Source organism: Chryseobacterium sp. CH21, from assembly GCF_004119445.1.
GTDB lineage: Bacteria > Bacteroidota > Bacteroidia > Flavobacteriales > Weeksellaceae > Chryseobacterium.
The window spans coordinates 24,928-49,070 of record NZ_QICI01000019.1 but is presented as its reverse complement, the minus strand read 5'-3'; the positions used below and the strand labels follow the sequence as shown (position 1 = coordinate 49,070).

Here is a 24,143-nt window from a genome sequence, read left to right as displayed (position 1 = left end):
AAATTCTTGAATTGTTTTACATTTTATTTAGAAATAAAAACTTTTATCCCGATTATTAGTCTGTGTTTTCTTCAGTTTTCTCTTTTTTATCAACCATATTTCTGATAATGTTTTTCAAACGTTGAAAAGCAAAAGAACTTAATAATAAGATGATTCCAAGTACAATGAAAGCACTGATTCTTGAAATATTATCCATTTGCCATACATCATAACCATAAAGTTTTAATACCATAAGCCCTATCAGGGCAAAGCCAATCTTATTAAATTCCAGAATATCTTTTTTCAAACCGGTATAAATAAAAATACTGGCAAGAATGGTCCATATGATTGGAAGGTAAAGGATGCTGAAGTGCCCGCTTGCTTCATAAGAATGAGGAATATCATGAGAAACCATCAAAACATAAGAATGATGCAGTTCATAACTAATACATATGATAAGTGCTAAGGATATCAGCCAATAAGAAATCGGACGTTTATGAAATTCCGAAGTAGGAATGATTCTGAAACATATATATATAAAAGGTATCCATTGAAGCCAATGAAGTAAATAATAACTTATATGTAATCTCTTGGTTAAAATAGCAGGAACCATTGAAGAAACAGAGCCAGCTAAATTAAGGGTTGCCAGAATAAAGAGCAGATAAATAAGAGCATTCTGGATATCACTTCTGATATTCAGGGGTTTTCTGAATATCAATAAGATAAAAATGTAATAATGGTAAACAATAACCCTATGCTGGTAATCGCTTCCCATGGTATGTCTGAAAGGTGGTACGTAATCTCGAGAAGAAATGTGATATAAATAACTCCATAACTGGCAACAGTAATGAGATCTTCAACGAAGTTGTTGGGTTTTGATTCCTGTTTAGTATTTCTTAATAAATATAAATTGGCAATAATAGAAGCTATGGTAAACGAACTGGTGATAAAAGGTGGATTAAATACAACATTAAAGTCGTTGGTTCCTAGGTATTCCGTCCATGTTACAATCTGAGCGATCATGACCATTGGAAAAAGAATATAAAAGAAAATCCTGAAAATGTTATGCCCGGTTTTTTCCAGATGAAAAGAAGCAGAGTAGCTTCTATAGCCCAAATGCTGGTGATGAGGTGAGTTTTGAATTGAATGGCTATAGCTGTTGTGATAAGGCTGGTAACCAGTCCTGCAAAAACAGAATAAGCGATGCCAAAGTTTTTTCGGCTATATTCTCTAAAAAGCAGTATGGAATTTACTGCTGCGAAAATAAGAGGGAAAATGATTGGCGGTTCATAATTCAGAGTATCAAAAATGTAAAGCAGTCCGAGAACACTCGAAAAATTAGCCAAAGCAAGTATTAAAATATCAGATGTTGAAAGTGCATTTTTCCTGAAATAATCATGCAGCGCAAAAATGTAGAAAATCACATAGCTGATCAGATAAAAAGTAATATTTAGTAATTCTGTACTCTCATTTGTCCAGTAAAAAAGATAGGCTGTTGTGAAAAGATAGGCTGTCCATCCCACGCTTTTCCAATGCTGAAGAAAAGAAGCAATGAGCATTCCTATATTTAAAAGAGTAAGGTAAATAAAGAGGAAAAGATAGTTACTTTGTCCCGTGCTGATCATCAAAGGAGCTGCAAAACCTCCTATTAATGAAAAAATAATCAAGACTTCGCTCTTGTAATAATAGGATAGGATTATAGAAGCGGCTGTGATTAACGCTGTGATAAAAAATGCAGTATTCTGTGTAAAAAGATGATATTCCCGGAAAGCAATGGTAGCTGTGAAGTACAGCACGGCAATACCTCCGCCGGTTATAATAGAAGCAAATGTGGTATAGTTTTTTCGGAGAAAATGTCCTGTAATGATAATTCCTGCTCCGGTACAAAATCCAATAGCAGCCCTTGTTGTTTCTCCAATCCAGTTTTTATCAATAGCATATTTTACAAAATAACCAATTCCAAGGACAAGGGTGAAAATACCAATAATGGTCAATGCATTTTGTTTTAAAAAATCGAAAACAGGAGTAAGCCAGTCTTTTTGTTCAGGTGTTGGGAGTTCTTGTTCTCTTTCTTTCTGTTTTATATCTTCATGAGCAATCTGATGAGGTTGTATTTGCTGTGAGATAATAGTTTCTTCTGTTGAAGTTTTTTTATGAATGACTTCAGCCGGAGCCGGAGTCTTATTTATTTTATAATTAAGATCCGAGATTTCCTTTTCAAGTTTTCTGATTTTAGTATTCAGATTATTGAAAATAATGAAGATTATGATAAGGATGATGACGGCAACAAATTCATTCATTTCATTAGTTTTATCAAATATAAAGAAATGTTTGAAAAGCTATTTAAAAAAAATTAACCCATCACAGTATAAGCGATGGGTTAACGGTATAGATAACTAACAATATGTTTTACTAGTTTGATACTTTGTAAATGTAAAAGGATGCGATGCTGGATCCTAATAAGCCTACACTGATATTTCCTGTGTCAACAAGTCCGAATGAAATTTTATCACCCGCCTGAAAAGAATATAAGGAGTTGATGCTGGAATCAGAAAATGTAATGTTAACTGCTAATGCAAGGTTGATACCGCTGAATGGACGTGTGTCTATCAGGGTTGTTACTGCAGCTCTGGTTCTGGCGATTGCAATACCTGGAGCACCTGATAATAAGGAAGCCTGTAGTCCTGTTCCATATCTGAATGCAAACCCAACGGCGTATACACCGGCAGATGGAATATTATAAGAACCATCAGCATTCGTAAATAAAGTAGCAGTTCCTATTGTTCTGTCAGCTTGTACAAAGTTTACAGGCTGGAAGTCTGAAGGTAAAGCTGATAAGTTTAGAATGTTCAGACCTGAAGTTTTTTTGGCATTATACACTGTCGTGTTAGTTGCTGAAGCACCAGTTAATAGTGTCGGATCCATAGAAAAGACCTGAGTGGTTCCTTGGTTAACAGCTAAAACCTGATATCCTGGTAGTGCAGTGGCCGCTGGAATATCTCTAACTTTCAATGTTCCATTAACATCTAGAGTTGCAGTTGGGGAGGCTGTATTAATACCGACTTGAGAAAATAGTGGTATAGCTGCGTATGCTAGCATTAAGCCGTAAAGTTTAGTTTTCATGATCAAGATTTTAATTAGTTGCTTAGCAAATATACAATAAAAACTATATCATTTATTATGATATTCTCAATTTTAATATAAATATGATGTAATATATTTAAACATATGTTTATATTTTAATTGATTTTATGACATAATTTAATTACAGGTTGTTATATTTCTTTTTTAATTAATCCTTTGTTTATAAGGGTTTTAAGAAAAAATAATTCTCCCTTGATAGTGGGTTATTTTGAAAAGGAAGGGAGTTGTTATCCCCCGAATGATTTCTTTTGGAATTTTGGAATTTTTTGTGATTTTAAGGAGGTGTAAAAGAAAAAACACCGCCTGATGGCGGTGTTTTTTTATCATTTTTGTTGAGTTTGCTTAGCTTTCCAGGAGAAATTCTTTATAATTTCCAAGAAAATCAACATTGGCTTTAATGGATTCAAGTTCTTTAATAGCATTTCCATGGAGGATATCTTCCCAAGATCCCTCTACATTGATGAAGAAAAAATAATTACCCAATCCCGTCTTTAATGTTCTGGATTCAATTTTGCTAAGGTTCATCTTTCTCCATGCGAAAACAGATAAAACCTGATGTAATCCACCTGGATGATCTTCCGGTAGTGTAATCAGCATTCCTGATTTTTCTCCTAAAGTTTCCAGTTTGTCATTCTGGTACTTGTTCTGCTGTTTGGAGATGATGATAAAACGGGTATGATTTTGTTCAAAATCCTGGATGTTACGGTTAATGATTTTCAATCCGTATAAATTAGCAGCAAACTGATTGGCAACTGCCGCAATAGGAGTATCCGGATTTTCTGAAACAAATTTTGCAGCAGCAGCAGTAGAAGAGAAGTCCTGTTTCTGAATCTCTTTATAATGAGTGTCAAGAAAGTGAAAGCTCTGTGCCAGTGCTTGTGGATGTGAATATATTCTTTCAATATTCTCAATAGAGTTTTCCGGATGAATCATCAGGTGATGGGCAATAGGCATTACTGCTTCTGCTTCAATTTTAATAGACGGAGTTTTATATAAATAATCCAACGTCATAGAAACGGTTCCTTCAATAGAGTTTTCCAAAGGCACGACCGCCTTTATTGCTTCTCCGTTTTCAACAGCAGTAAAACAATCCAGAATACTGGCCTGTGGTAATAACTCTTCATTCGGAAAAAGCTGTGCAGTGGCAAGCTGAGTGAAACTGGCGTGAGGTCCCAAAAATGCAATCTTCATAAAATAATATATAAGGGATGATTAAATAAAGGTACAAAGGTGCAAATTAATTCATAAATAGAGTGCGTGTTACGGGTTTGTTTTGTTTCGGGTTGTGAGTTATTAGTTGCTTGTTGTAGGTTTTATTTTGTAGCGAAGTATGAATTGCGGGTTGTTCTTCTTCCTGATTACCCAGAACCTCAAACCCTTCCACTCTCAAACACAAAACCCCTATTCCCTTTCCTTCCATTTCTTCTCAATCATTTCCATGAGAAATTCCGGACACCTGATCACTTTGTTGGTTTTCGCATCCAAAAAGAAGAGAGTAGTGGAAGCTTCTGTTATTTTAATATGCTCCTCATTGTAGATTTCATATTCAAATTCAATTCTTACACCGGGAATTTTTTTAACATAGGTATGAATTTCTAATTTTTGATCATACAAAGCCGGACGGATATATTTAATTTTATAGTCTGAAACAGGGAGCCAAATTCCTTGGTTTTCAATTTCATCGTATGAAATTCCTATGGTTCTGAAGAGCTCAACTCTCGCTACTTCGAAGTACGTCGCGTAATTACCATAGTATACATATTTCATCGGGTCTGTCTCTGTGTAACGTACTCGTATTGAGTGTGTTGTGTGTGTCATTTTAGGTCTTAAATTATACATACAAATATATTTTTAAATAATCAATACCTCCAATATTTTTTTTTGAAAAGAAAAAATTAGACCTTTGTCTTCCTTCTAAACACAGTACAAACAAAGAATAATCGGGGCATAAAAATGGATGACAATTTAATGATGATATGGCAGAAATGCCTTCAGTTTATGCGTGATAACCTGAACGCAGCTGAAGACAATTCTGACCTGAAAAAACTTGAAAAATCTTTCGATATGTTATTCGATAAGGTTCAGCCGCTTTCATTAGTAGCGAATAACCTTACGTTGATCGTACCGAGCGATTTTTACAAGGAATATATAGAGGATAACTACCTGTCCTTACTTTCTGCTGCCCTGAAGAAAAATATTGGAAAAGGAGTGAAATTATGGTATTCTGTAATGGAAAACAGACCAAAAGGTGAAGAAAAACCAGTTACCATGAATATCAAGGGACAAAGCGTTCCTACTCCGAAAACACAGGAAACAATGCCACAAGGATTCTCTGCTAATATTGTGAACCCTTTTGTAGTTCCTGGAATAAGAAAAGTAAATATAGATTCTAACCTGAAACCTGACTATTCATTCGATAGTTATGTAGAAGGAGAAAGCAATAAATTCGCAGCCACTGTAGCCAGATCCATTGCAAAAAGACCTGGTGCAACAGCTTTCAACCCGTTATTTTTATATGGAGGTTACGGAGTTGGAAAAACCCACTTAGGACAGGCTGTAGGTCTTGAAGTAAAAAATCAGTTTCCGGATAAAGTAGTTCTTTATTTGTCTTCTGAAAAGTTTATCCAGCAGTTTATTTCTGCTGCCAAAGCACATAAGCAGACTGAATTTGCGAATTTTTATCAGATGGTAGATGTTCTGATTATTGATGATATTCAGTTCCTATCGGGGAAATCTGCTACACAGGACAGTTTCTTCCATATTTTTGATCACCTGCATCAGAATGGAAAACAAATTATCCTTACTTCCGATAAAGCGCCTGCAGATATTATGGATATCCAGGACAGAATTGTTTCCCGTTTCAAATGGGGACTTTCTGCAGAAATCAAATCTCCGGATCTATCCACAAGAAGACAGATCATCGAAGATAAACTAAGCAGAGATGGAATCATTCTTCCGGGAGATATGCTTGATTTCCTTGCTGTTGAAACAAAAACCAATGTAAGAGAGCTTATCGGAGTGATCAACTCTGTGATCGCTTACTCTACAGTATATAAGAGAGATCTGAGTCTTGATTTGTTGAAAGAAACCATCAACAGAATTGCTGCCAACCAGAAGAAAGTCATCAATATCCCTTATATTCAGGAAGTAGTTTGTGATTATTTTGGAATCAAGAAAGAGCAGTTACTTTCTAAAACAAGAAAAAGAGAAATTGCATTACCAAGACAGCTTGCTATGTATTTCTCCAAAGAATTAACCAATTCTACATTTAGTAAAATCGGTGAGGAGATGGGAGGAAAAGATCACTCTACAGTAATGTATGCTTGTGATACCATCAAAGATGTTTCGAAAATTGATAAAGAAATCAAGAAGTACGTAAAAGACCTTACTGAAAGAATCAAACAATAAATAGCGTTGAGCTGAAATAAATTAAAATGAAGGATAGTTTTATTCTTCATTTTTTATTTAGTTTTGTTGTGGCAAAAGATTCTTTTTAAATAAAACAGAATATGAAAATATTAATGGTTTGTCTGGGAAATATATGCAGAAGCCCTTTGGCAGAAGGTATTATGAAAGCAAAACTACCGGACCATTATACGGTAGATTCTGCCGGAACAATTTCAATGCATGAAGGTGAACATCCTGATAAGAGAGCCATTAAAACCGCGTCTAATCATGATATTGATATATCCAGGCAAAAATCTAGACCTATCACCAGAAAAGATTTTGAAACTTTTGATAAGATCTATTGTATGGATATTGATGTATTAGAAGATGTTATTTCTAAAACTAAAAATGAAGAAGAACGCCAAAAAGTATCCTTGTTTTTAGAAGTATTAGGCGATCACAAAAATGCTGAGGTTCCTGATCCTTATTGGGGAGATATGAAAGATTTTGAAAAGGTTTTCCAGCTTTTAGATAAAGGATGTGATGCTATCAAAAATCAAATATCACAATAATAATCATGAAAAAGCTGTTTTTACTGTTTTTATTAAGCGTTAACTTCTTCTTTGCCCAAACCAAGGATGAAACAGAAATCCGTAAGGTAATGGATGACTTCATGGGGTGTATCAAATCCAGAGATGAAGCCAAATATCTCTCATTATTCCAGGAACCTGTGCTCTGGACCGGAATTTATAAAGACAGAACCCAGGCCAAGCGTCTGGAGAAAAATCCTAAAGCAGATGTGTACTTTGCAGATGATTATAAAGCTTTTATCAAAAGTTTTAAAGATGATAAATCTGAAGAAAAATTTGACAATATTAAGATTGTGGAAGATGGAGCAATAGCTTCTGCCAATTTCGATTACAGTTTTTGGTACGATGGTAAAATGGAAAACTGGGGAAAGGAGATCTGGACATTAATGAAGATCAACGGAACCTGGAAAATTACTTCCGTTAGCTTTTCTATGGATTTGACAAAATACTTCCCACAACCTACATTAAACGAAAGAACTAAAAAATAATACAATGCTTTTTTTACTCCCTGCTTACTTATCAGAAAATACTTCTATCAACCACTTTTCACCTGTTTTGAAAGATTATATCATGCAGACTGATTATTTCTTCGTGGAAAATGAAAAAACAGCACGAAAGGTTGTGAAATTTTTTGCTCCCGAAAAAAAGCAGGCAGATCTGAAGTTATTCCTATTGGATAAATACACAGAAAATGCAGATATCAAAGATGCTCAGGAGTTGATGATGAAAGGGCAGGATTTTGGATTGCTGTCAGAAGCCGGATTACCATGTATTGCAGACCCCGGAAACCTGATTGTGAAATGGTGTCATGAGAAAAATATCAGAGTGATCCCAATTTCAGGGCCTTCATCCATTATCTTGGCTTTGATTTCCAGTGGATTCAACGGGCAGGAATTCACCTTCCATGGCTATCTTCCTATTGATAAAGGAGAGAAAAAGAAACATATTATGAATCTTGAAAGTCTTGTTCAGAAAACAGGATACTCACAGATTTTCATGGAAACACCGTATAGGAATAATCAGCTTTTTGAAGATTTGTGCAAGTTTTTATCGCCGAATACAAAGCTTTGTATTGCTGCTAATATCAATGATCCTGAACATGAATTTATCAAGACAAAAACCATAAAAGACTGGCAAAAACAAAAGCCGGAACTTCATAAAATTCCTGCAGTATTTGTACTTGGGAAGTAATTTCTATTCCTTTTATAAGTCTTTTTTAATATATACAGGCTGGGAGAATGATTAATTCTCTCAGTTTTTTTTTGATATACAAGCGTTTTCAATAATTCTATTCAAATTATAGAATTGTAAGCATCTTATATTTTCATTCTCTATTTTCATAATGTTTAAGGTTGATTAAGGTGAAATTTATTTCAACTATTTGTGATTAAAGTAATTTATTTTTTCTATTTTTATGCTTTAATATATTATTATTAAGATATTAATAAGTGTTATAAACAATTACTACAAGTTTTAATTTGAAATATCAGCTGGTTTATTTATTTAATTTTACCCTCGAAGCTATTTAAACTTAAAAAAGTAAAACCATTAAGAAGTAAAGTATAGTTAAGATGAATCATTTTGATTATTTGGCTTAAAACGAAACTTATCTTAATACTCTCATCAGCTTAATACAATCTTAATGTTTTAAAATATAAAAGTGTAAATAAGTTTCTTATTAAAATTTCAGTAACATCAATTATTTAGTGACTTAAGCTAAGACACTTTGTGTTTCTTTAGTTATTGAGATTATAATGGTTTAAAAATTAGTTTTATATAAAATTGATCTAATATAATTAACATCAAATCTTAAATTATGATTACACGTAAAATTTTTTTTCCGGTATTGCTCATGTTGGCCATACTGGTACCTTCGTTAATTCATTTGTCCGCACACGGATATGTACTAAGTCCTGCATCAAGGGGATATCAGGGAAGCCTCGATAAGGCTACACTTGGTTATTCTGCAGCACTTAACATCTATGGATCTATTATTAATGAGCCCGGATCTCTGGAAGCTCCAAAAGGTTTTCCTGCATTGGGTCCGGCAGACGGAAAGATCGCTTCAGCTAATGGAAGTATAGGTGGAGATACTACACTGGATATCCAGACTGCTGACCGCTGGAAGAAAACCAATATTTCCACAGGGGTAAACTCCTTTATCTGGAAATATCTGGCGTATCATGCCACTGCTAAATGGCATTACTATATGACAAAGCAGGGCTGGAACCCTAATAAGCCTCTTTCCCGACAGGATCTTGAGCTTATTGGTACAGTCACACACAACGGAACACCACCACAGGATAATGTTTCCCATCAGATTACTGTTCCTGCTAACCGTACAGGTTATCATATTATTTTAGCTGTTTGGGATGTAGCAGATACTACCAATGCATTTTATAATGTAATTGATGTGAATGTAACTTCCGGAACAGGAATTTCTGCACCTGCGACTCCTACAGGATTAACACAAGTAGGAGTAACAAGTTCTTCTGCTAAAATAAGCTGGAACCCACAATCAGATGCAACATCCTATACTATTTTCCGTAATGGGCAGAATATTCAACAGGTAAGCGGAGTTTCATTTGAAGATACTGGTTTAGCTGCTAATACGATTTATACATATGAAATACAGGCGAAAGGTTCTTCAGGGCTCACTTCAGGAAAAAGCACGCCACTCAATGTGAAAACAAACAGTGAGGGAACACTTGAAAAACCTACTGCACCATCCAATCTCCATTCGATGGGAGTTACTGAAAACTCAGTTTCACTCATGTGGATGGCTTCTACCCACTCACAGGGAATCAAAAATTATCAGATCTTTGAAAATGGAATCAAAGTAGGAGAAACCGTACAGACAAGCTTTTTAAGGGCAGGATTATCGCAGGACACAGAATATCGTTATACTGTAAGATCTGTTGCCATGAACGATCAGCTCTCTGATGCCAGTAATGAATTAAAAGTCAGAACGAAGAAAGTTACACCAGGTAATCCCGAAAAACCGAGTGCGCCATCAGACCTTCATGCAATGGGAGTTACTGAAAACTCAGTTTCACTCATGTGGATGGCTTCTACCCACTCACAGGGAATCAAAAATTACCAAATCTTTGAAAATGGAATCAAAGTAGGAGAAACCGTGCAGACAAGCTTTTTAAGGACAGGATTAGCGCAGGACACAGAATATCGTTATACCGTGAGATCTGTTGCCATGAACGATCAGCTCTCTGATGCCAGCAATGAATTAAAAGTCAGAACGAAGAAAGTTACACCAGGAAATGGACAATCCTATTGCGGAGCAGAGCAATATAATGCTGCTAATGCATATCCTACAGCCGGAGTAAAAGTTTTCTACTCTTGCAAAATCTGGAAAAACAAATGGTATGCAAATCCGGGAGAAATGCCGGGAACCGATATGGTATGGGAAGAAGTCGGTGCATGTACTGAAGGGCCTGGTTGTGAATCAAGCGGTCCGGTTACCTATTGTGGAGCGCAGGAATATAGCCCAGCAAAAACGTATCCAACAGCAGGAACAAAAGTATTCCATGCCTGCAAAATCTGGGAAAACAAATGGTATGCAAATCCAGGTGAGGCACCGGGAAATAATGCAGTTTGGAAAGTGGTAAGTGACTGTAATGAAGGGCAGGCTTGTAAAGCTTCAGTTCTTGCCAGCAAGGAAAATGATCTTTCAATCATCGTATCTGAGCATATGATCAATTTTGTACCTGAAAGCTATTATGATAAAATAAGCAGAGTAGATGTCATTACTCCTCACGGACTTCAGATCATGACTTTTATGAATCCGGGACAAAACAACATGAATATCAGCCGACTTCAATCTGGAATCTATTTTGTAAAGATTCTTTATAAAAATGGAAGCAGTATGACTAAAACTATCAGAAAATAAATTTTCAAAAATATTTAACAGCTGTTAACAAGACTATTGCATTGTTATTGATTGTAAACAAGTACTGGAAACAGGATAAATTGTTGATAATGCAGTAGAAATCCGGGCATCGAAGATGCCCGGATTTTTAATAAATTAATTCTGATCTTTCTTCTTCGATTTCCATTTTCTCCAAAGAACAATAATAACAGGAATCAGCAAAAAGAAAGGCCATAACGAAACCAATCCCAGAAGAAGGCTTACAAAACTGTTCCAGCCTTCCGTCAGAGAATCCATAAAACGGCTTCCAAAACCAATTTTTGAGGTGGTAGAGCTTCTTGCTTTCTCTTTGTATAAGTTTAAATTCAGAGTACTGTAATTCACTCGGTCATCAATAAAACGAAGTCTGCCCTCAGCCACATCTATCTCATCTTCCAGTTCGCGGATATTTTCCTGAATTTCCAGCATATCCTTTGTGGTAGCAGCACTTTTAAGCATGTCACGGTATTTTTCAAGATATATCTTTTTGTTGGCCAGCTTTATGGCGATATCGGTATATTCTTCTGTAACATCATTAGATGAAATGTTTTTAGACAAAACAGTTCCTACACCATTCGAAAAGGAGTTGATCAATGCATCAAAATTTTTATGAGGCACCCGGATGATCAGAGTAAGATTATCATCCATATCCGTATTTTGGAACTCTTCTTTCTGGATATAAGCATTGTTTTTTTTGATGATCTCATTGACCTGATTCTGTGTCTTTTTAATATCACCCACCTGAATCTTCATATCTCCGTTTTTAATGATTTTTTTGGAGATTGTATCAGTTTTCTTTGGGGGATAAACATCTTTGTTGGTTCCGTTCTCATCAGAAGCCAGTTTTTCAGAAACAAAAGCGGGTGGAGGTAAAGGTGCCGCTGCAGAAGAAGGTGTTTTATCTTCGGTTATAACTTCCATCAGGTCAGCTTTCACTTCCTGTTTTTCACCGCCTGATTTGTTACAGTTGATTAAAATAAGACTTGATAATAGAAAAATAATTTTTTTCATGGGTTAATTAGTTTTTTATGGATGTGATCAAAAAGTGTGCTCAAAAATGCGTTTATAAGATTGTTTAAAATTTAAATACGGAAAAATGTTTTAATAAGTAGAGGAAATAGCTGTAAAACCCACCTCAAAAATTGCTGAGACTGGTAAATTATTTCTATTTTTAATTCATGAAAAAAAGTCTTTTAGCATTTGCGTTTTCTCCATTTCTGATGTATGCCCAGGAAGCCCCGAAACTTACAGACGAAATGGCAATGAAATTGTCCGACAAACCTCTTCACTGTATCAATCAGGAATATCCGAATAAAACAGCTCATATCATCAATAATGCCGGTGAAGTTCCTTTGACTCCCAAAGATCTTCACCCTAGTTTTTATGGATGTTTTGACTGGCATAGCTCTGTTCATGGACATTGGATGCTTACAAGACTTTTGAAAACAAAACCTGATCTGTCTAATGCTAAAGAGATTGAGAAAATTCTGGATGAATCATTTCAAAAAGAAAAACTGCAGACAGAAGCGGATTATTTTACAAAATATCAGTTAACAGGAACTTTTGAAAGAACCTATGGATGGGCATGGATCTTAAAGCTGGATGAAGAATTGACTAATTGGGATCATCCGAAAGCCAAAATATGGCACCAAAATCTGAAACCTCTTACAGACCAGATCCTGAAATCCTGGAAAACCTACCTTCCAAAACAAACGTATCCCAACAGAACAGGAGTTCATCCCAATACTGCATTTGCCATGGCGTTTGCTATAGACTGGGCAAGAGCCAATAAAGATAAAGAGTTTGAAAACCAGCTGATGGAAAAGGCAAAATACTTTTTCTTAAAAGATCAGAAAACACCTGCTTATCTGGAACCGGACGGATCAGATTTCTTTTCTCCAAGTTTAGAAATTGCAGATCTGATGCGCAGAGTTCTTCCTCAAAAAGAATTTGTACAATGGCTGAATGCTTTCTATGAAAAAAGAAGTTTAGAAAATGTTGAAAAAATCCCTGTGGTGAGTGATCTGAGTGACTATCAGACGGTTCATCTTGTAGGATTGTCTTTTTCTAAAGCATGGTGTATGAAAGGAATTTCCAATGCACTTCCTGCCAATCATCCATTGAAAAAAGATTTCAGAAAAACAGCAGATGTATTTTTAAATAATGGATTACCATTGCTTTTCCAAGGAAATTATGGCGGAGATCACTGGCTGGCCAGTTTTGCAGTATATGCTTTAGAAGATTAATATTTGATCCCTACCTTTTTCAGAATAAAGCCTAAAAGCCATATCGGTCCAATGAGTAGAAACTGTAGATCTTTAAGGAAAGTTGGCTTTTTTCCTTCAATTTTATGACCAATAAACTGGAAAATCCAGGTGATGATGAATACAGAAAGATAAACCATCCATGATTGTCTTCCCATACTGATATTGGTAACGTAGATGAAATGCTCCATAACAAGCATGATCACAATCATCATGATAGCGATCAGAAAAGAGAGTCTTATATAGAACAGTGTGATCAGAATAATCACCACAATACTTATGATACTGGCACATCCGAAATAGGAAGCACAGAAATGTGGGGAGGGAATAAGGGAAGTAAAGCCTAGAATTGTCCAGAAAATTAAGGGCACACAAATCCAGTGAATGAACTTGTTGGTCGCGTTTCTATGGCTTTTACTGTATTCGGCAAATAATAGATCAACCTTTCTCATGCTGAATGGAAATTGGATTAATGCTAAAATAATAAAATTTTGTAATCACTGGTAAGATTGCTTACATTTGTCTTATGTCTCCCCTGGAAAAATTTGGCGTTGATATTTTTACGGAACGTAATATTTTCGAGAGAATCGCTGTAGATAAACCTTTCCGTCCCGAAAACCCGGCATTTATTTTTATTAAATCAGGAACTATAAAACTTCGCCAGCACTTCAGTGATTTGGAGGTTTCTGCCAATATGTTTATGGTTACTGACCCCCAAACTATTTATGAAGTAGTATCTGTGACAGATGATTTTCAATCCAGGATGGTTTCTTATAAAAGAGAATTTATCTCTGCTTTATCATTGAAATTTAACCGCCTGATTACTTACCGTTATTTCAGACAGCAGATGAATAAAGGAGTTCCTTTTCCAGAAGAAGAAATGGAAGTCGTCTGGAAAAGTGTCAATTTTCTGAAATATATTCTGGATTCTGAGACGGAAATGCTTTATAAAAAAGAAATGGTAGAGCATCTTTTCTCTGTTTTCTGTTATCAGATGGCGGGAATTATTTCCAAGGAAGATAACAGCTCTATGAATCAGATGTCCAGACAGGAAGAAATTGTATTTGTATTTCTTACCGATATTGCAGAGCATCATCTTATGGAGAGAACTGTTGAGTTCTATGCCGAGCGGCAATCCATTACAACCAGACATCTTTCTTCTGTTGTGAAGAGCATTACAGGTAAGTCTGCAAGTCAGATCATTGCTTTAATTGTGATTAATGAAGCAAAAGTACTCTTAAACTCTTCCAATAAACCGGTTTCGGAGGTTTCTTCTATTCTCGGATTCAGCGATCAATACTCGTTTTCTCACTTTTTTAAGAAACATCTGGAGGTAAGTCCTACACAGTACAGACATCAGTTTGAAAACTAAAATATTACATTTGAACATCTTTTTCCAAAAATCAAACATTTGATTGATTTTGTTGTTGACCTAACTTTGCATCTGTAAAACAAGGTAAAATGACAAAACAAGTAAAAACAGCACTATCAGTTCTGATAGCGGTCTTTCCTGCGCTGTTTTTTCACAACAGATCAAGCAGATGACCGCAGGTGAGGTAGCGGAACTCGCTGTTCAGAATCACCAGCAGCTCAAGGTTTCTGCCCAAAACATTGGTATTGCAAAACAAAATACGAATGTTGTTAAGCTTCAGAAACTTCCAACGATCACAGCTTCCACAAGTCAGTTCTATTTAGGAGATGCTGTTGCTATCGACAAAGACTTTTCGAATTCTACAAATGTTCCGATGCCGCATTATGGAAGTTCGTATGCAGTACAGGCAACACAGCTGATCTTCAAAGGAGGATTGGTAAATAAATCTATTGAAATGGCGGGGCTTCGTGAACAGCTTTCCGAACTGGATTTAGAGAAAAATAAGCAGGATGTGAAATTTTTAGTGATTTCCAATTATCTGGATGTCTATAAAATTATCAATCAGGAAGAAGTTTTTCAGAATAACAAAAAACTGGCTCAGGAACGTCTGAAAAATATCCAGAAATTCTATCAGCAGGGAATGGTGACCCGAAATGAAGTGATTCGTGGAGAATTGGCCATCAAAAATCTGGAGCAGGGAATTCTTACGCTTACCAACAATAAGAAAATCCTTAATTATAATCTGAATATTGCTTTAGGTTTATCTTCTGACACGGAGATTGTTCCTACAGAAAGTTTAGAGAATAAAGAATCCGGAATAAGCATGGATTATTATACTGATCTTGCCCACGAAAGTAATCCTTTACTGAAATCGGCTCAAAAAAATATTGCGGTGGCAGATAAGAATATTGAGATTATAAAAACCGATAATGCACCTACGCTGGCTGGATTTGGCGGATATACACTGCAAAGACCGATCACGACCAGAAATCCTGTTTTGGATATGTATTCAGGAGGATGGCAGACAGGAGTTTCTTTGAGTTATAATATAGATACCCTTTATAAAACGAAGGAAAAAGTAAAATTAGGTGAGCTGCAAAAAAATCAGGCGAATGATGTGATGACCCTGACACAGCAGAATGTAGATATGGGAGTAAATGCTGCCTATACAAAATATCAGGAAGCGATTCAGCAGGCTGATATTCTGAATGATTCAAAAAGACTGGCGGAAGAAAACTACAAGATTACAGAAGCCAAGTATCTGAATCAGCTGGCTGTGCAGGCAGAAATGATTGATGCGCAGAACCAAAAACTACAGTCAGAACTGGATTATGCGAATGCAGAAATCAATGTTCTGTATCAGTACTACAACCTTTTGAAATCTACAGGGACACTTTAATTTTTAAAACTGAAAATCAACAATGGAAAACAAGGAACAAACTACTCAAAATACAACACCAACTCCGGCAGCATCTGCTGTAGAAAATAAAAAAAAGAAAAATAAAACGAATAAAATCAGAGCCATCATTTCCAACATCATCGTTTTTCTGGTGATCGGATTCGGGCTATTCTGGTTAATCCGTGAATATTTCCACATCGGAAGCAAAACCTATACGGAAGCAGCGCAGGTAGAAGAATTTATCAACCCAATCAATACGAGAGTCTCTGCTTATATCAAAGAAATTAAGTTCATTGAACATCAACATGTAAAAAAAGGAGATACACTGGTAATCCTTGACGAACGTGAAATTCTTACCCAGTTGGGGCAGGCAGAAGCAGCTTATCAGAATGCAATGGCTCAAAAAACAGCAACAAGTTCTTCTGTAAACACGGTTTCCAACAATATCAACGTTATGCAGTCTAATATTGCAGGAGCAAAAGCGAGATTATGGAATGCTGAGCAGAATTTAAATAGATACAAAAATCTTTTATCAGCCGAAGCAGTCACAAGACAGCAGTATGATCAGGTAAAGACAGAATATGATGCCCAAAAGGCCGCTTATGAAACGCTGGTGAATCAAAAGCAATCCGCTAACCTTTCCACAACTGAAGTGAAAAGCAGATTGGGAATTAATGACGCAGAAATTAAAAGAACAAAATCAGCTCTGGATATGGCAAGGATCAATCTTTCATATACTGTTATTACGGCGCCTTATGATGGAGTAATGGGAAGAAGAACAATTACTGAAGGTCAGCTGATCCAACCGGGACAACAGGTGGCAACCATTGTTTTAAATGGTCAGAAATGGGTAACTGCCAATTTCCTTGAAAGCCAGATGCCGAATATTAAGCAGGGAGAAAAAATGACCATGACAGCCGATGCTTTAGGAGGTAAAAAATTCGAAGGAGTAGTCACAGCAGTTTCTGCAGCTACCGGATCAAGGTATTCAAATGTACCTACTGATAACTCTACCGGAAACTTCATTAAAGTACAGCAGAGAATTCCGGTGAGAATCGAATTTACAGCTTCCAACAAGAAAGAAGATCTGGATAAACTGAGTGCCGGAATGAACATGAATGTGAATATTAATAAAGACTAAAAGATGGAAGATATCAGATTCCAGACATTATGCTTGTGGAAGGCTAAGGTTGAATGTTGAAAGTCTGTCATCTGATATCTGAAATCTGAAATCTATTACCTAAAAAAACATGTACAACAAAGGATTATATAGCGATTGGGTACCCAAACCCGTACAGCTGCTGCTGATTGTATTACTGCTTGCTGTAGTAATGCCTATCGGTGGGGTGTATACGGGAAATATCAGTTCTCTGGTAGGTGGTACCGGTGCCATGACAGAATATTTTATGTGGGCTAACTACGCGACTACCATTGGTATGGGAGCCTGTATGCCTGTTGTTATCAGAATTAAAATGAGATTCAAAGTAAGGGATAAACTGGTTTTACTTCTTGTACTTTTAGGATTGCTCAGCTACATAAACGGGACTACTTTACAACCGATGGTTTTCATATTTACTTCTCTGCTGATCGGTTTTATGAAAATGATGGTCACTATAGAGCTATTCCTTCCACTAATGGTGATGATTGGAAATCGTGGGATGTTTTACGGAGCATTCTATACCTTCGTTTTGGTAATGAATCAGGTCGCGACCTATTATGCAGCAGAGTTTGCTCTTATGTACAACTGGCAGCAGTTTTATCTGTTCACAGCCGTTTTATGCTTTATTTTAGCTTTAATACACTGGATTTTTATGCACAATAAATATTTTGCGTTAAAAGTTCCTCTGCATTATATTGACTGGTTGAGTATTTTGCTTTTCATCTCAACATTCATGTTCTCTGCGTATGTGTATTCATTTGGGAGACAACAGGACTGGTTCAATTCGAAGAATATTATGAATGCAAGTATTGCCGCTTTTGTGAGTTTTGCACTGCTTTCTATCCGTCAGTTAACTTTAAAAAGACCATATCTTTCATTCAAAATTTTCAAAAAAATAATGTACAGCACGGTCTGTTTATGCTTTTTTGGCTGGGAATGTTTTTAGGAACAGCTTCTATTCAGAATACCTTTGCAGTTGGGGTATTAGGATATGATCAATTGACCAATACCAGACTAAGCTTATTGATGATCCCCGGAATTATTTTAGCAGGAATCATAGCCATTTTCTGGTTCAAAAAAGAAAAACCTTTGAAAATGTATATTTTTTCTGGTTTTGCAGCTATGATTGGATATGCCATTATCATGTACTTTTCTATGGTTTTGGAATTCAGTTATGACAACTGGTATCTGCCTATGTTTTTAAAAGGCTACGGAATGTGTTCACTGTTTATCTCTGTATGGTTTTATACACTGGATAAGCTTGAAATGGATGAAATGCTTGCCGCCATCGGGCTTGTATTGGTTTGGAGAACATTCCTTGCTGTAGGAATTTTTTCAACATTGTACTCGTGGTTTCAATACCGTTTCCAAGTTACAGCAATAGGTGACCTTGCCGTTTATATGGATGGAATGACTGTTACTCCTCAAAATGTTGCGGCTAATATGAAAGCGATTCAGCTTAATGCCATTATCATAGCCACCAAAAAGATATTCGGATATATTATTTTAGTAGGTTTTGCTGTGTTAATTTATGTTGTGACCCATCATTTCGGAGCAAAACGTTTTCAGTATTTCAGATTTGTGAGAGTTCTTGGAGGGAAATCGGTCATCGCGAGAAGAAGGCTTCGTGAAAGAAAAAAATTATTAGAAGAAATAAAAGACGCAGCAGGCCCTGCGGTATAAAAAAATACCTTGTTTTTCACTAGTAAAATCCTGGTCCTTCGTTGGGTCGGGATTTTACGTTTTTTAACGAAGGAAGCCGGATGCTGGAAGAAGGAAGTAATGAAAGACGGTTTATAGCTATTTGTTTTATTTCAAACCTTTACTCCAAAAGAATTTATTATAACTTGTATTGATTACAGATCGTCAATAACTTCCAGCTCCTCTCTTCCAGCTTCCATTTTTTTATGAAAAAGGAAAAATCTCATATTTTGTTATTTTTATTCTTTCTAAATAACAATTATCTTTGTGAGATTATAAAACTTTGAAGTAGAAAGAATGAAAAAGCAGTATGCATTCATAGGTCTTTTGGTTTCGGGGGTGATGATCTCCCAGACTGTTAAAGATTCTATTGCCTCTAAAGGTATTGAAGATGTGGTGATCGTAGCCTCCAGAAAACCTACAAAAATCTCAGAAGTTCCGGGAACGGTTTGGGTTGTACAGAAAGAAAAAATCCAGGAACAGGCTAAAAGCGGAGTTCCTATCAAAGAAATGTTGTCGATTCTGATCCCGTCTATGGATATTGGTCCACAGGGAAGAACCAATTACGGACAGAATATGAGAGGACGTTCTGCACTTGTGATGATTGATGGAGTTTCTCTGAACAGTATCCGTGCCATAAGCCGTCCACTTGATGCCATTGATCCGTTTAATATTGAAAGAATTGAAGTGCTTTCAGGAGCAAGCTCAATTTACGGAGGTAATGCGACTGGCGGAATTATCAATATCATTACCAAAACACCTTCCAAAAAAGGAATCAGTGGTGAAACTGAATTGGGGGTACGTACAGGTTTTATGGGAAAAGATGACCATGATTTCCGTGCCGCTCAGTCTATTGCAGCAAAAGGAGATAAGTTCTTTGGAAGACTGGGAGTGGCTTACCAGCAGAATGGCGGGGTCTATGGAGCAGACCAGAAACAGCTTTTTACAGATATTACCCAGACTGACCTTCAGTATAACCAGTCCATTGACATCCTTGCTACAGGAGGATATCAGTTTAATAACAAGCATAAAATAACAGCCTCTGTTCAGTATTACAATTCTAAATTTAATGGCGACAGAAGTTTATTTTTAGGGCAAAACCTGAGTGCATTTACTACAAAAAATCCTTCATTACTCGAAATGAAAGATGGTTTTTCATCCGATAAAAATGTAGGAACAGAACGTTATATGGCAACTGTAGCATATAATGGAAACGGAATTTTAGGCGGACAGGATTTGTATGTGCAATTGGCTACCCGTGGTGAAAAATTAGGATTTTATCCATTCCCGGGAAATGTTACTTTACAGACAGGGAAAATACCTTATATGTCCTCTTCACAGCAGGATACCTATTACTCAGGAATTAAAGCTTTACTATCAAAATCATGGCGAGGATTGAATGTGACTTATGGAGCAGATTTCGATTTTGAAAAATTTGAGGGAACTCAATCTGTTTATGATATCGCAAAAACCATGTCTAGCGGAGGTTTAATCAATGAAACAAAATACAGCCTTGGCAGATACCCAACCAACCATTCACAGAGTTATGCAGGATATGTTCAGGCAAAATATAATATTCTTCCAAAACTGCAATTGAATGCAGGAATCCGTTATCAGCATATCAACGTAAAAATGGATGAGTTTGTCGGTTCAGAGCAGCAGACACAGATGGCTATGGGCTATGGAAATTCAGCATCCGCAATTCCCGGAGGTGAAAGTTCTTATAACGTGACTTTAGCCAATGCAGGTTTATTATACAAATTCAATGAGCAGCATCAGGTTTGGGGAACTTTTTCTCAGGGAGCAAGTTTGGCCGATCCTGCTAAATTTTACGGAATCGGCCAATATAAACTGGTGGGAACAAACTGGGATGTAGTATCCAGTATCAATGTAAAAGAACAGCCTCTTCAGGCCATCAAAACCAATCAGTTTGAGGTAGGTTACCGTATCAACAGAGGAGGTTTAAGAGCCCAGGTTGCCGGATTTTTGAGTACTTCTGATAAAACCGTTGCTGTAGATAAGAAAACTTTCCAGATTCTTGTTAATGATTTGAAATTAAGAAACATGGGAATCGAAGCTGAGGTTTCTTATTCTTTAAACAATGGGGTTTATTTCGGAGCAAGCGGACTTTTGATCAAATCTGAGGTAGATAATAAAGGAGAGTGGCAAAGACAAGAGATTTACAATGCTTCTCCTTCCAAATTGGTAACCTATATCGGATATAATATTCAGAACTGGTCATTCAGATTCCAGTCTTTGCAGAATTTCAAACAGAAAGACGAGCTTAATAATGTAGTGGAAGGGTATAATACTTCAGATTTGATGATCGGTTACCGATTTCACTGGGGTAAATTCAATTTAGGAATCCAGAATCTATTCAATACAGATTATCAGACGATATGGAGCAAACGTTCCCAGGTATTGTATTCTACTTACGGACTTCCGGAATTGTTTAACTATAAAGGAAGAGGAAGAACATTCAATCTTTCTTACACTTTTGAATTTTAAAAATAAGATGAAGGTAAAAATGCCTTGATCTGAAAATATATTGTATTTCAAATCCGGTTTCTGAATCAATCGGAAACCGGATTTTAACTTTAACAAAATCAGTTATGGCTAAAATTTCAACAGGGCAGATTGTTGCCGAAGTCACCAGAAAAGAATACATTACTGACCATTTTATCAGAGTGTATTTGTACTCACCAGAAGTTCATTTATTTAAAAATACGATGGTGGGAGATAATAATAAGATTGCAGTTCCTCCGGCTGGACTGAATGAGATTCATTTCCCTACGCTGGATGAAAATCATCAATGGGTATATCCGCCAAAAGAAGTGGCTCCATTCATCAGAACCTATACTCACAGAGGAATTGATCTGGATAAAAATGAGCTGATCATCGATTTTGTAGATCACGGAGATGGTGGACCAGCCTCCAGATGGGTAAGAGAAGCTGAAGTAGGCTCAAAACTGGGTGTCATGATGCGTTTGGAAGGGAAAGAGTTGTATCCGGCAGCAGATTGGTATCTGTTGGTAGGAGATGCTACGGCTATTCCGGTCATCAGTGCTATCTTGGAAACGCTTCCTGAAACGGCAAAAGGAATATGTTTTATCGAAGTTCATGGAAAAGAAGATGAACAACTGCTTGAAACCAAAGCTCAGATTGATTTTAAATGGTTACACAATGCAGAGCCTCAGATCAGAAGTGAAATTTCAAATGCTGTAAAAAGTATTGAAATTCCAGAAACTTCCAAATTTGGTTATGTTGCCTGCGAATTTTCTAGCGTGAAAGAAATCCGTACCTATCTGAGAAAAGAAAAAAACTGGACTTCCCAGGAACTATATGCTTATTCTTACTGGAAAGCAGGTGTTGCAGAAAATGAATCTCAGGCGGACAGACATAAGGAGAAGGATTCGTTGGAATAGATGGCAGGGGTTTTGAGTTTGAGAGTTTGAGAGTGGGAGGGTTTGAGAGTTTAAAGTTCAAGGTTTAACATTGTGGGGTAACCAGGAACAAAAACAACCAGCACCTCGCAACTCGCAACAAAAAATAATAACTCGCAACTCGTACCCGCATCCCGAAACCAGCACCCCACAACAAAATAAACTGGCAACTATCACCCCGAACTCTTATCTTTGCACCATGAAAGATTTAATGGGCAGAGCGATCTGGGATTATTACCACAATGACAATCCTGAAGATCTGCAGACTGAAACGTCAATTTCTGAGCTGGATGAGCTTCCGGTAGATTACTTATTCAGAGATTTTGAAGAAATGAATGATATTGAGCAGAAAGCATTGCAGTTATCCAACGGAAAAGTTCTGGATATCGGAGCGGGAGCAGGTTCTCATTCTTTATACCTTCAAAATGAAAGAAATCTTGAGGTGACCGCATTGGATATTTCACCAAAATCAATTGAGGTCTGCAAGCTGAGAGGTATTAAAAAAGCAGTTTGTGAAAATATGCTTGATTTTTCAGGAGAAACTTTTGATACCCTTTTATTATTGATGAACGGTACCGGAGTTTTTGAAAGCCTTGCGAAAATTGATACTTATCTTCAAAAGCTGCATACTTTACTGAATGATGGCGGACAGGTTTTAATTGACAGTACGGATATTCTTTATATGTTCGACCGTGATAAAGATGGCGGAGTATATATTCCGGCTGGTGGATATTACGGAGAACTGGAATACGTAGTTCATTATAAAGGAGAATCCGAGGAACCGATTACCTGGCTGTATCTTGACTTTAATACGTTGAAAAATGCTGCCACAAATAATGGTTTCAAAATAGAAAGAGTGTTGAAAGATGAAGATTCTTACTTAGCAAAACTGACTAAGAAATAATTGACAACAAGTCATTGCGAGCTGAAAGCGAAGCAATCTCATTCATATATAGTCATCCTGTAAACCGGGATGACTTTTTTTGTACTATTCTAGCCCCGATAGAAACGGTTACCCCACAGCAAAGAAGAGGCCCTTCGACTACGCTCAGGGTGACAGCTGGGAGCGAGGAGTAAAAGTGGATAGCGGGAATAAGCTCCTTATGATTGTCTGAATATTTGTATGGCTCTTAAAAAAGGATAATAAGAAAACCATTCCTGATAATAAAAATAGATCAGAACAGCCGTTCCGATACATAAAATAACAGGAAGAATATAAGATTCAGCACGGTAAGGGAGTTTTTTTGGAGTTGCTAGAACACTGATGACAAGTAAACCTAAAGCTCCTATTGAAATAACTCCAATTTCGGGACTATATCTGGAAGTTGTACCAAAGTCAAAATGGGAAAGCAGAACATACTTCTGAAATATAAAAAACAGCAATCCAAATACAAGTGTAAGAAAGGCCGGGAAGTATTTTTTGAGTTTGATTAGATTAAGACACAGTAAAATTGCTCCTGGAATTGTACTGAAAAAACACTGGTGACCAAAATTGTCATCCGTGAATAAAGCCTTATGGCCTCCGGATCTTCTGTAATATGATCTTTCCAAACTTCCACTTCTTCTGCACGTTTTGCTTCCTCAGCTTCTTTTTTATGCTGAATCAATTGCTGAACAGCCGTTTTTTCCTGTTCACTGAAAACACGTCCCCTTTCTTCCAGAATTTCAAAAGCTGCCTGAACAGCCTCCGGAACAAAGCGGTTGCCTTCTTTTAAATATCCCTCCAATTCCTGATTGGAAAGCTTTCTTAAAACATTTTTGTTGACCATAAACTGTATATAAA

24 protein-coding genes are annotated in these 24,143 nt (G+C 36.6%); 14 read left to right on the top strand and 10 right to left on the bottom strand.

Features of this window, described 5'->3' with window-relative positions; all coding sequences use genetic code 11:
* Positions 1–55: 55 nt before the first annotated feature.
* The 6 genes from BOQ62_RS22895 to BOQ62_RS02560 all read right to left on the bottom strand — a co-directional run bounded on the left by BOQ62_RS22895 (position 56) and on the right by BOQ62_RS02560 (position 4,941).
* Positions 56–697 (bottom strand): DUF2339 domain-containing protein, encoded by a 642-nt coding sequence (locus BOQ62_RS22895; protein ID WP_228413612.1) that lies wholly within the window; start codon positions 695–697, stop codon positions 56–58.
* On the bottom strand, positions 694–1,002 hold the full coding sequence (locus tag BOQ62_RS22890; protein ID WP_228413610.1) for a hypothetical protein: 309 nt from the start codon (positions 1,000–1,002) through the stop codon (positions 694–696). Before BOQ62_RS22890 ends, BOQ62_RS22895 begins: the two co-directional genes overlap by 4 nt.
* Positions 999–2,279 (bottom strand): DUF2339 domain-containing protein, encoded by a 1,281-nt coding sequence (locus tag BOQ62_RS22885; protein WP_228413608.1) that lies wholly within the window; start codon positions 2,277–2,279, stop codon positions 999–1,001. The genes BOQ62_RS22890 and BOQ62_RS22885 overlap by 4 nt, the downstream gene beginning before the upstream one ends.
* Positions 2,280–2,391: 112 nt before the next feature.
* Positions 2,392–3,102, bottom strand: a complete 711-nt coding sequence (locus tag BOQ62_RS02570) for a hypothetical protein (protein WP_129036866.1) — start codon at positions 3,100–3,102, stop codon at positions 2,392–2,394.
* A gap of 363 nt (positions 3,103–3,465) precedes the next feature.
* Positions 3,466–4,314: a prephenate dehydratase gene (gene pheA / locus BOQ62_RS02565; RefSeq protein ID WP_129036864.1), complete on the bottom strand. Its 849-nt coding sequence runs from the start codon at positions 4,312–4,314 to the stop codon at positions 3,466–3,468.
* Between the two features lie 210 nt (positions 4,315–4,524).
* A complete protein-coding gene (locus BOQ62_RS02560; RefSeq protein WP_129037082.1) occupies positions 4,525–4,941 on the bottom strand; it encodes an acyl-CoA thioesterase in 417 nt (138 codons plus the stop codon).
* Positions 4,942–5,076: 135 nt separating this feature from the next.
* Between BOQ62_RS02560 and dnaA the strand changes: the two genes are divergently transcribed.
* From dnaA to BOQ62_RS02535, 5 genes are all read left to right on the top strand, one after another.
* Positions 5,077–6,531, top strand: a complete 1,455-nt coding sequence (gene dnaA / locus BOQ62_RS02555; RefSeq protein WP_129036862.1) for a chromosomal replication initiator protein DnaA — start codon at positions 5,077–5,079, stop codon at positions 6,529–6,531.
* A gap of 101 nt (positions 6,532–6,632) precedes the next feature.
* Positions 6,633–7,082: a low molecular weight protein-tyrosine-phosphatase gene (locus tag BOQ62_RS02550; RefSeq protein ID WP_129036860.1), complete on the top strand. Its 450-nt coding sequence runs from the start codon at positions 6,633–6,635 to the stop codon at positions 7,080–7,082.
* Positions 7,083–7,087: 5 nt separating this feature from the next.
* Complete coding sequence (locus BOQ62_RS02545) at positions 7,088–7,588, top strand: nuclear transport factor 2 family protein (protein WP_129036858.1); 501 nt, start codon at positions 7,088–7,090, stop codon at positions 7,586–7,588.
* Positions 7,589–7,592: 4 nt separating this feature from the next.
* Positions 7,593–8,291, top strand: a complete 699-nt coding sequence (locus tag BOQ62_RS02540) for an SAM-dependent methyltransferase (RefSeq protein WP_129036856.1) — start codon at positions 7,593–7,595, stop codon at positions 8,289–8,291.
* A gap of 625 nt (positions 8,292–8,916) precedes the next feature.
* Positions 8,917–11,004 (top strand): lytic polysaccharide monooxygenase, encoded by a 2,088-nt coding sequence (locus tag BOQ62_RS02535; protein ID WP_129036854.1) that lies wholly within the window; start codon positions 8,917–8,919, stop codon positions 11,002–11,004.
* Positions 11,005–11,139: 135 nt separating this feature from the next.
* On the opposite strand, the gene BOQ62_RS02530 is transcribed toward BOQ62_RS02535, so the two are convergent.
* A complete protein-coding gene (locus BOQ62_RS02530) occupies positions 11,140–12,033 on the bottom strand; it encodes a DUF4349 domain-containing protein (RefSeq protein WP_129036852.1) in 894 nt (297 codons plus the stop codon).
* A 167-nt stretch (positions 12,034–12,200) separates the two neighbouring features.
* Between BOQ62_RS02530 and BOQ62_RS02525 the strand changes: the two genes are divergently transcribed.
* A complete protein-coding gene (locus BOQ62_RS02525) occupies positions 12,201–13,268 on the top strand; it encodes a DUF2891 domain-containing protein (protein ID WP_129036850.1) in 1,068 nt (355 codons plus the stop codon).
* Here BOQ62_RS02525 and BOQ62_RS02520 read toward each other — a convergent pair.
* Positions 13,265–13,738 carry a DUF962 domain-containing protein gene (locus BOQ62_RS02520; RefSeq protein WP_129036848.1) on the bottom strand — a complete coding sequence of 158 codons (474 nt, stop codon included), beginning with the start codon at positions 13,736–13,738 and terminating at the stop codon, positions 13,265–13,267. The two genes, BOQ62_RS02525 and BOQ62_RS02520, sit on opposite strands and share 4 nt — an antisense overlap.
* A 74-nt stretch (positions 13,739–13,812) precedes the next feature.
* Here BOQ62_RS02520 and BOQ62_RS02515 point away from each other — a divergent pair, with 74 nt between their 5' ends.
* The 8 genes from BOQ62_RS02515 to BOQ62_RS02485 all read left to right on the top strand — a co-directional run bounded on the left by BOQ62_RS02515 (position 13,813) and on the right by BOQ62_RS02485 (position 23,264).
* Positions 13,813–14,658, top strand: a complete 846-nt coding sequence (locus tag BOQ62_RS02515) for a helix-turn-helix domain-containing protein (RefSeq protein ID WP_129036846.1) — start codon at positions 13,813–13,815, stop codon at positions 14,656–14,658.
* A 169-nt stretch (positions 14,659–14,827) separates the two neighbouring features.
* A complete protein-coding gene (locus BOQ62_RS02510) occupies positions 14,828–16,057 on the top strand; it encodes a TolC family protein (RefSeq protein WP_129036844.1) in 1,230 nt (409 codons plus the stop codon).
* A gap of 22 nt (positions 16,058–16,079) precedes the next feature.
* Positions 16,080–17,198, top strand: coding sequence for an HlyD family secretion protein (locus BOQ62_RS02505; RefSeq protein ID WP_129036842.1), 1,119 nt, complete (start codon positions 16,080–16,082; stop codon positions 17,196–17,198).
* A 109-nt stretch (positions 17,199–17,307) separates the two neighbouring features.
* Positions 17,308–18,162 carry a hypothetical protein gene (locus tag BOQ62_RS22880; protein ID WP_228413606.1) on the top strand — a complete coding sequence of 285 codons (855 nt, stop codon included), beginning with the start codon at positions 17,308–17,310 and terminating at the stop codon, positions 18,160–18,162.
* The gene (locus tag BOQ62_RS22875; protein WP_228413604.1) at positions 18,135–18,899 is read left to right on the top strand and encodes a hypothetical protein; all 765 of its coding nucleotides are present in this window, start codon (positions 18,135–18,137) and stop codon (positions 18,897–18,899) included. Before BOQ62_RS22880 ends, BOQ62_RS22875 begins: the two co-directional genes overlap by 28 nt.
* 315 nt (positions 18,900–19,214) lie before the next feature.
* Complete coding sequence (locus BOQ62_RS02495) at positions 19,215–21,425, top strand: TonB-dependent receptor (protein WP_129036840.1); 2,211 nt, start codon at positions 19,215–19,217, stop codon at positions 21,423–21,425.
* A gap of 104 nt (positions 21,426–21,529) precedes the next feature.
* Positions 21,530–22,342, top strand: a complete 813-nt coding sequence (locus BOQ62_RS02490) for a siderophore-interacting protein (RefSeq protein ID WP_129036838.1) — start codon at positions 21,530–21,532, stop codon at positions 22,340–22,342.
* A gap of 217 nt (positions 22,343–22,559) precedes the next feature.
* Positions 22,560–23,264 (top strand): class I SAM-dependent methyltransferase, encoded by a 705-nt coding sequence (locus BOQ62_RS02485; RefSeq protein WP_129036836.1) that lies wholly within the window; start codon positions 22,560–22,562, stop codon positions 23,262–23,264.
* Between the two features lie 197 nt (positions 23,265–23,461).
* Here the strand turns inward: BOQ62_RS02485 and BOQ62_RS22870 are convergent, their stop codons facing one another.
* Complete coding sequence (locus BOQ62_RS22870; protein WP_228413602.1) at positions 23,462–23,743, bottom strand: hypothetical protein; 282 nt, start codon at positions 23,741–23,743, stop codon at positions 23,462–23,464.
* Positions 23,744–23,790: 47 nt separating this feature from the next.
* Positions 23,791–24,129 carry a hypothetical protein gene (locus BOQ62_RS22865; protein ID WP_228413599.1) on the bottom strand — a complete coding sequence of 113 codons (339 nt, stop codon included), beginning with the start codon at positions 24,127–24,129 and terminating at the stop codon, positions 23,791–23,793.
* Positions 24,130–24,143: the final 14 nt, after the last annotated feature.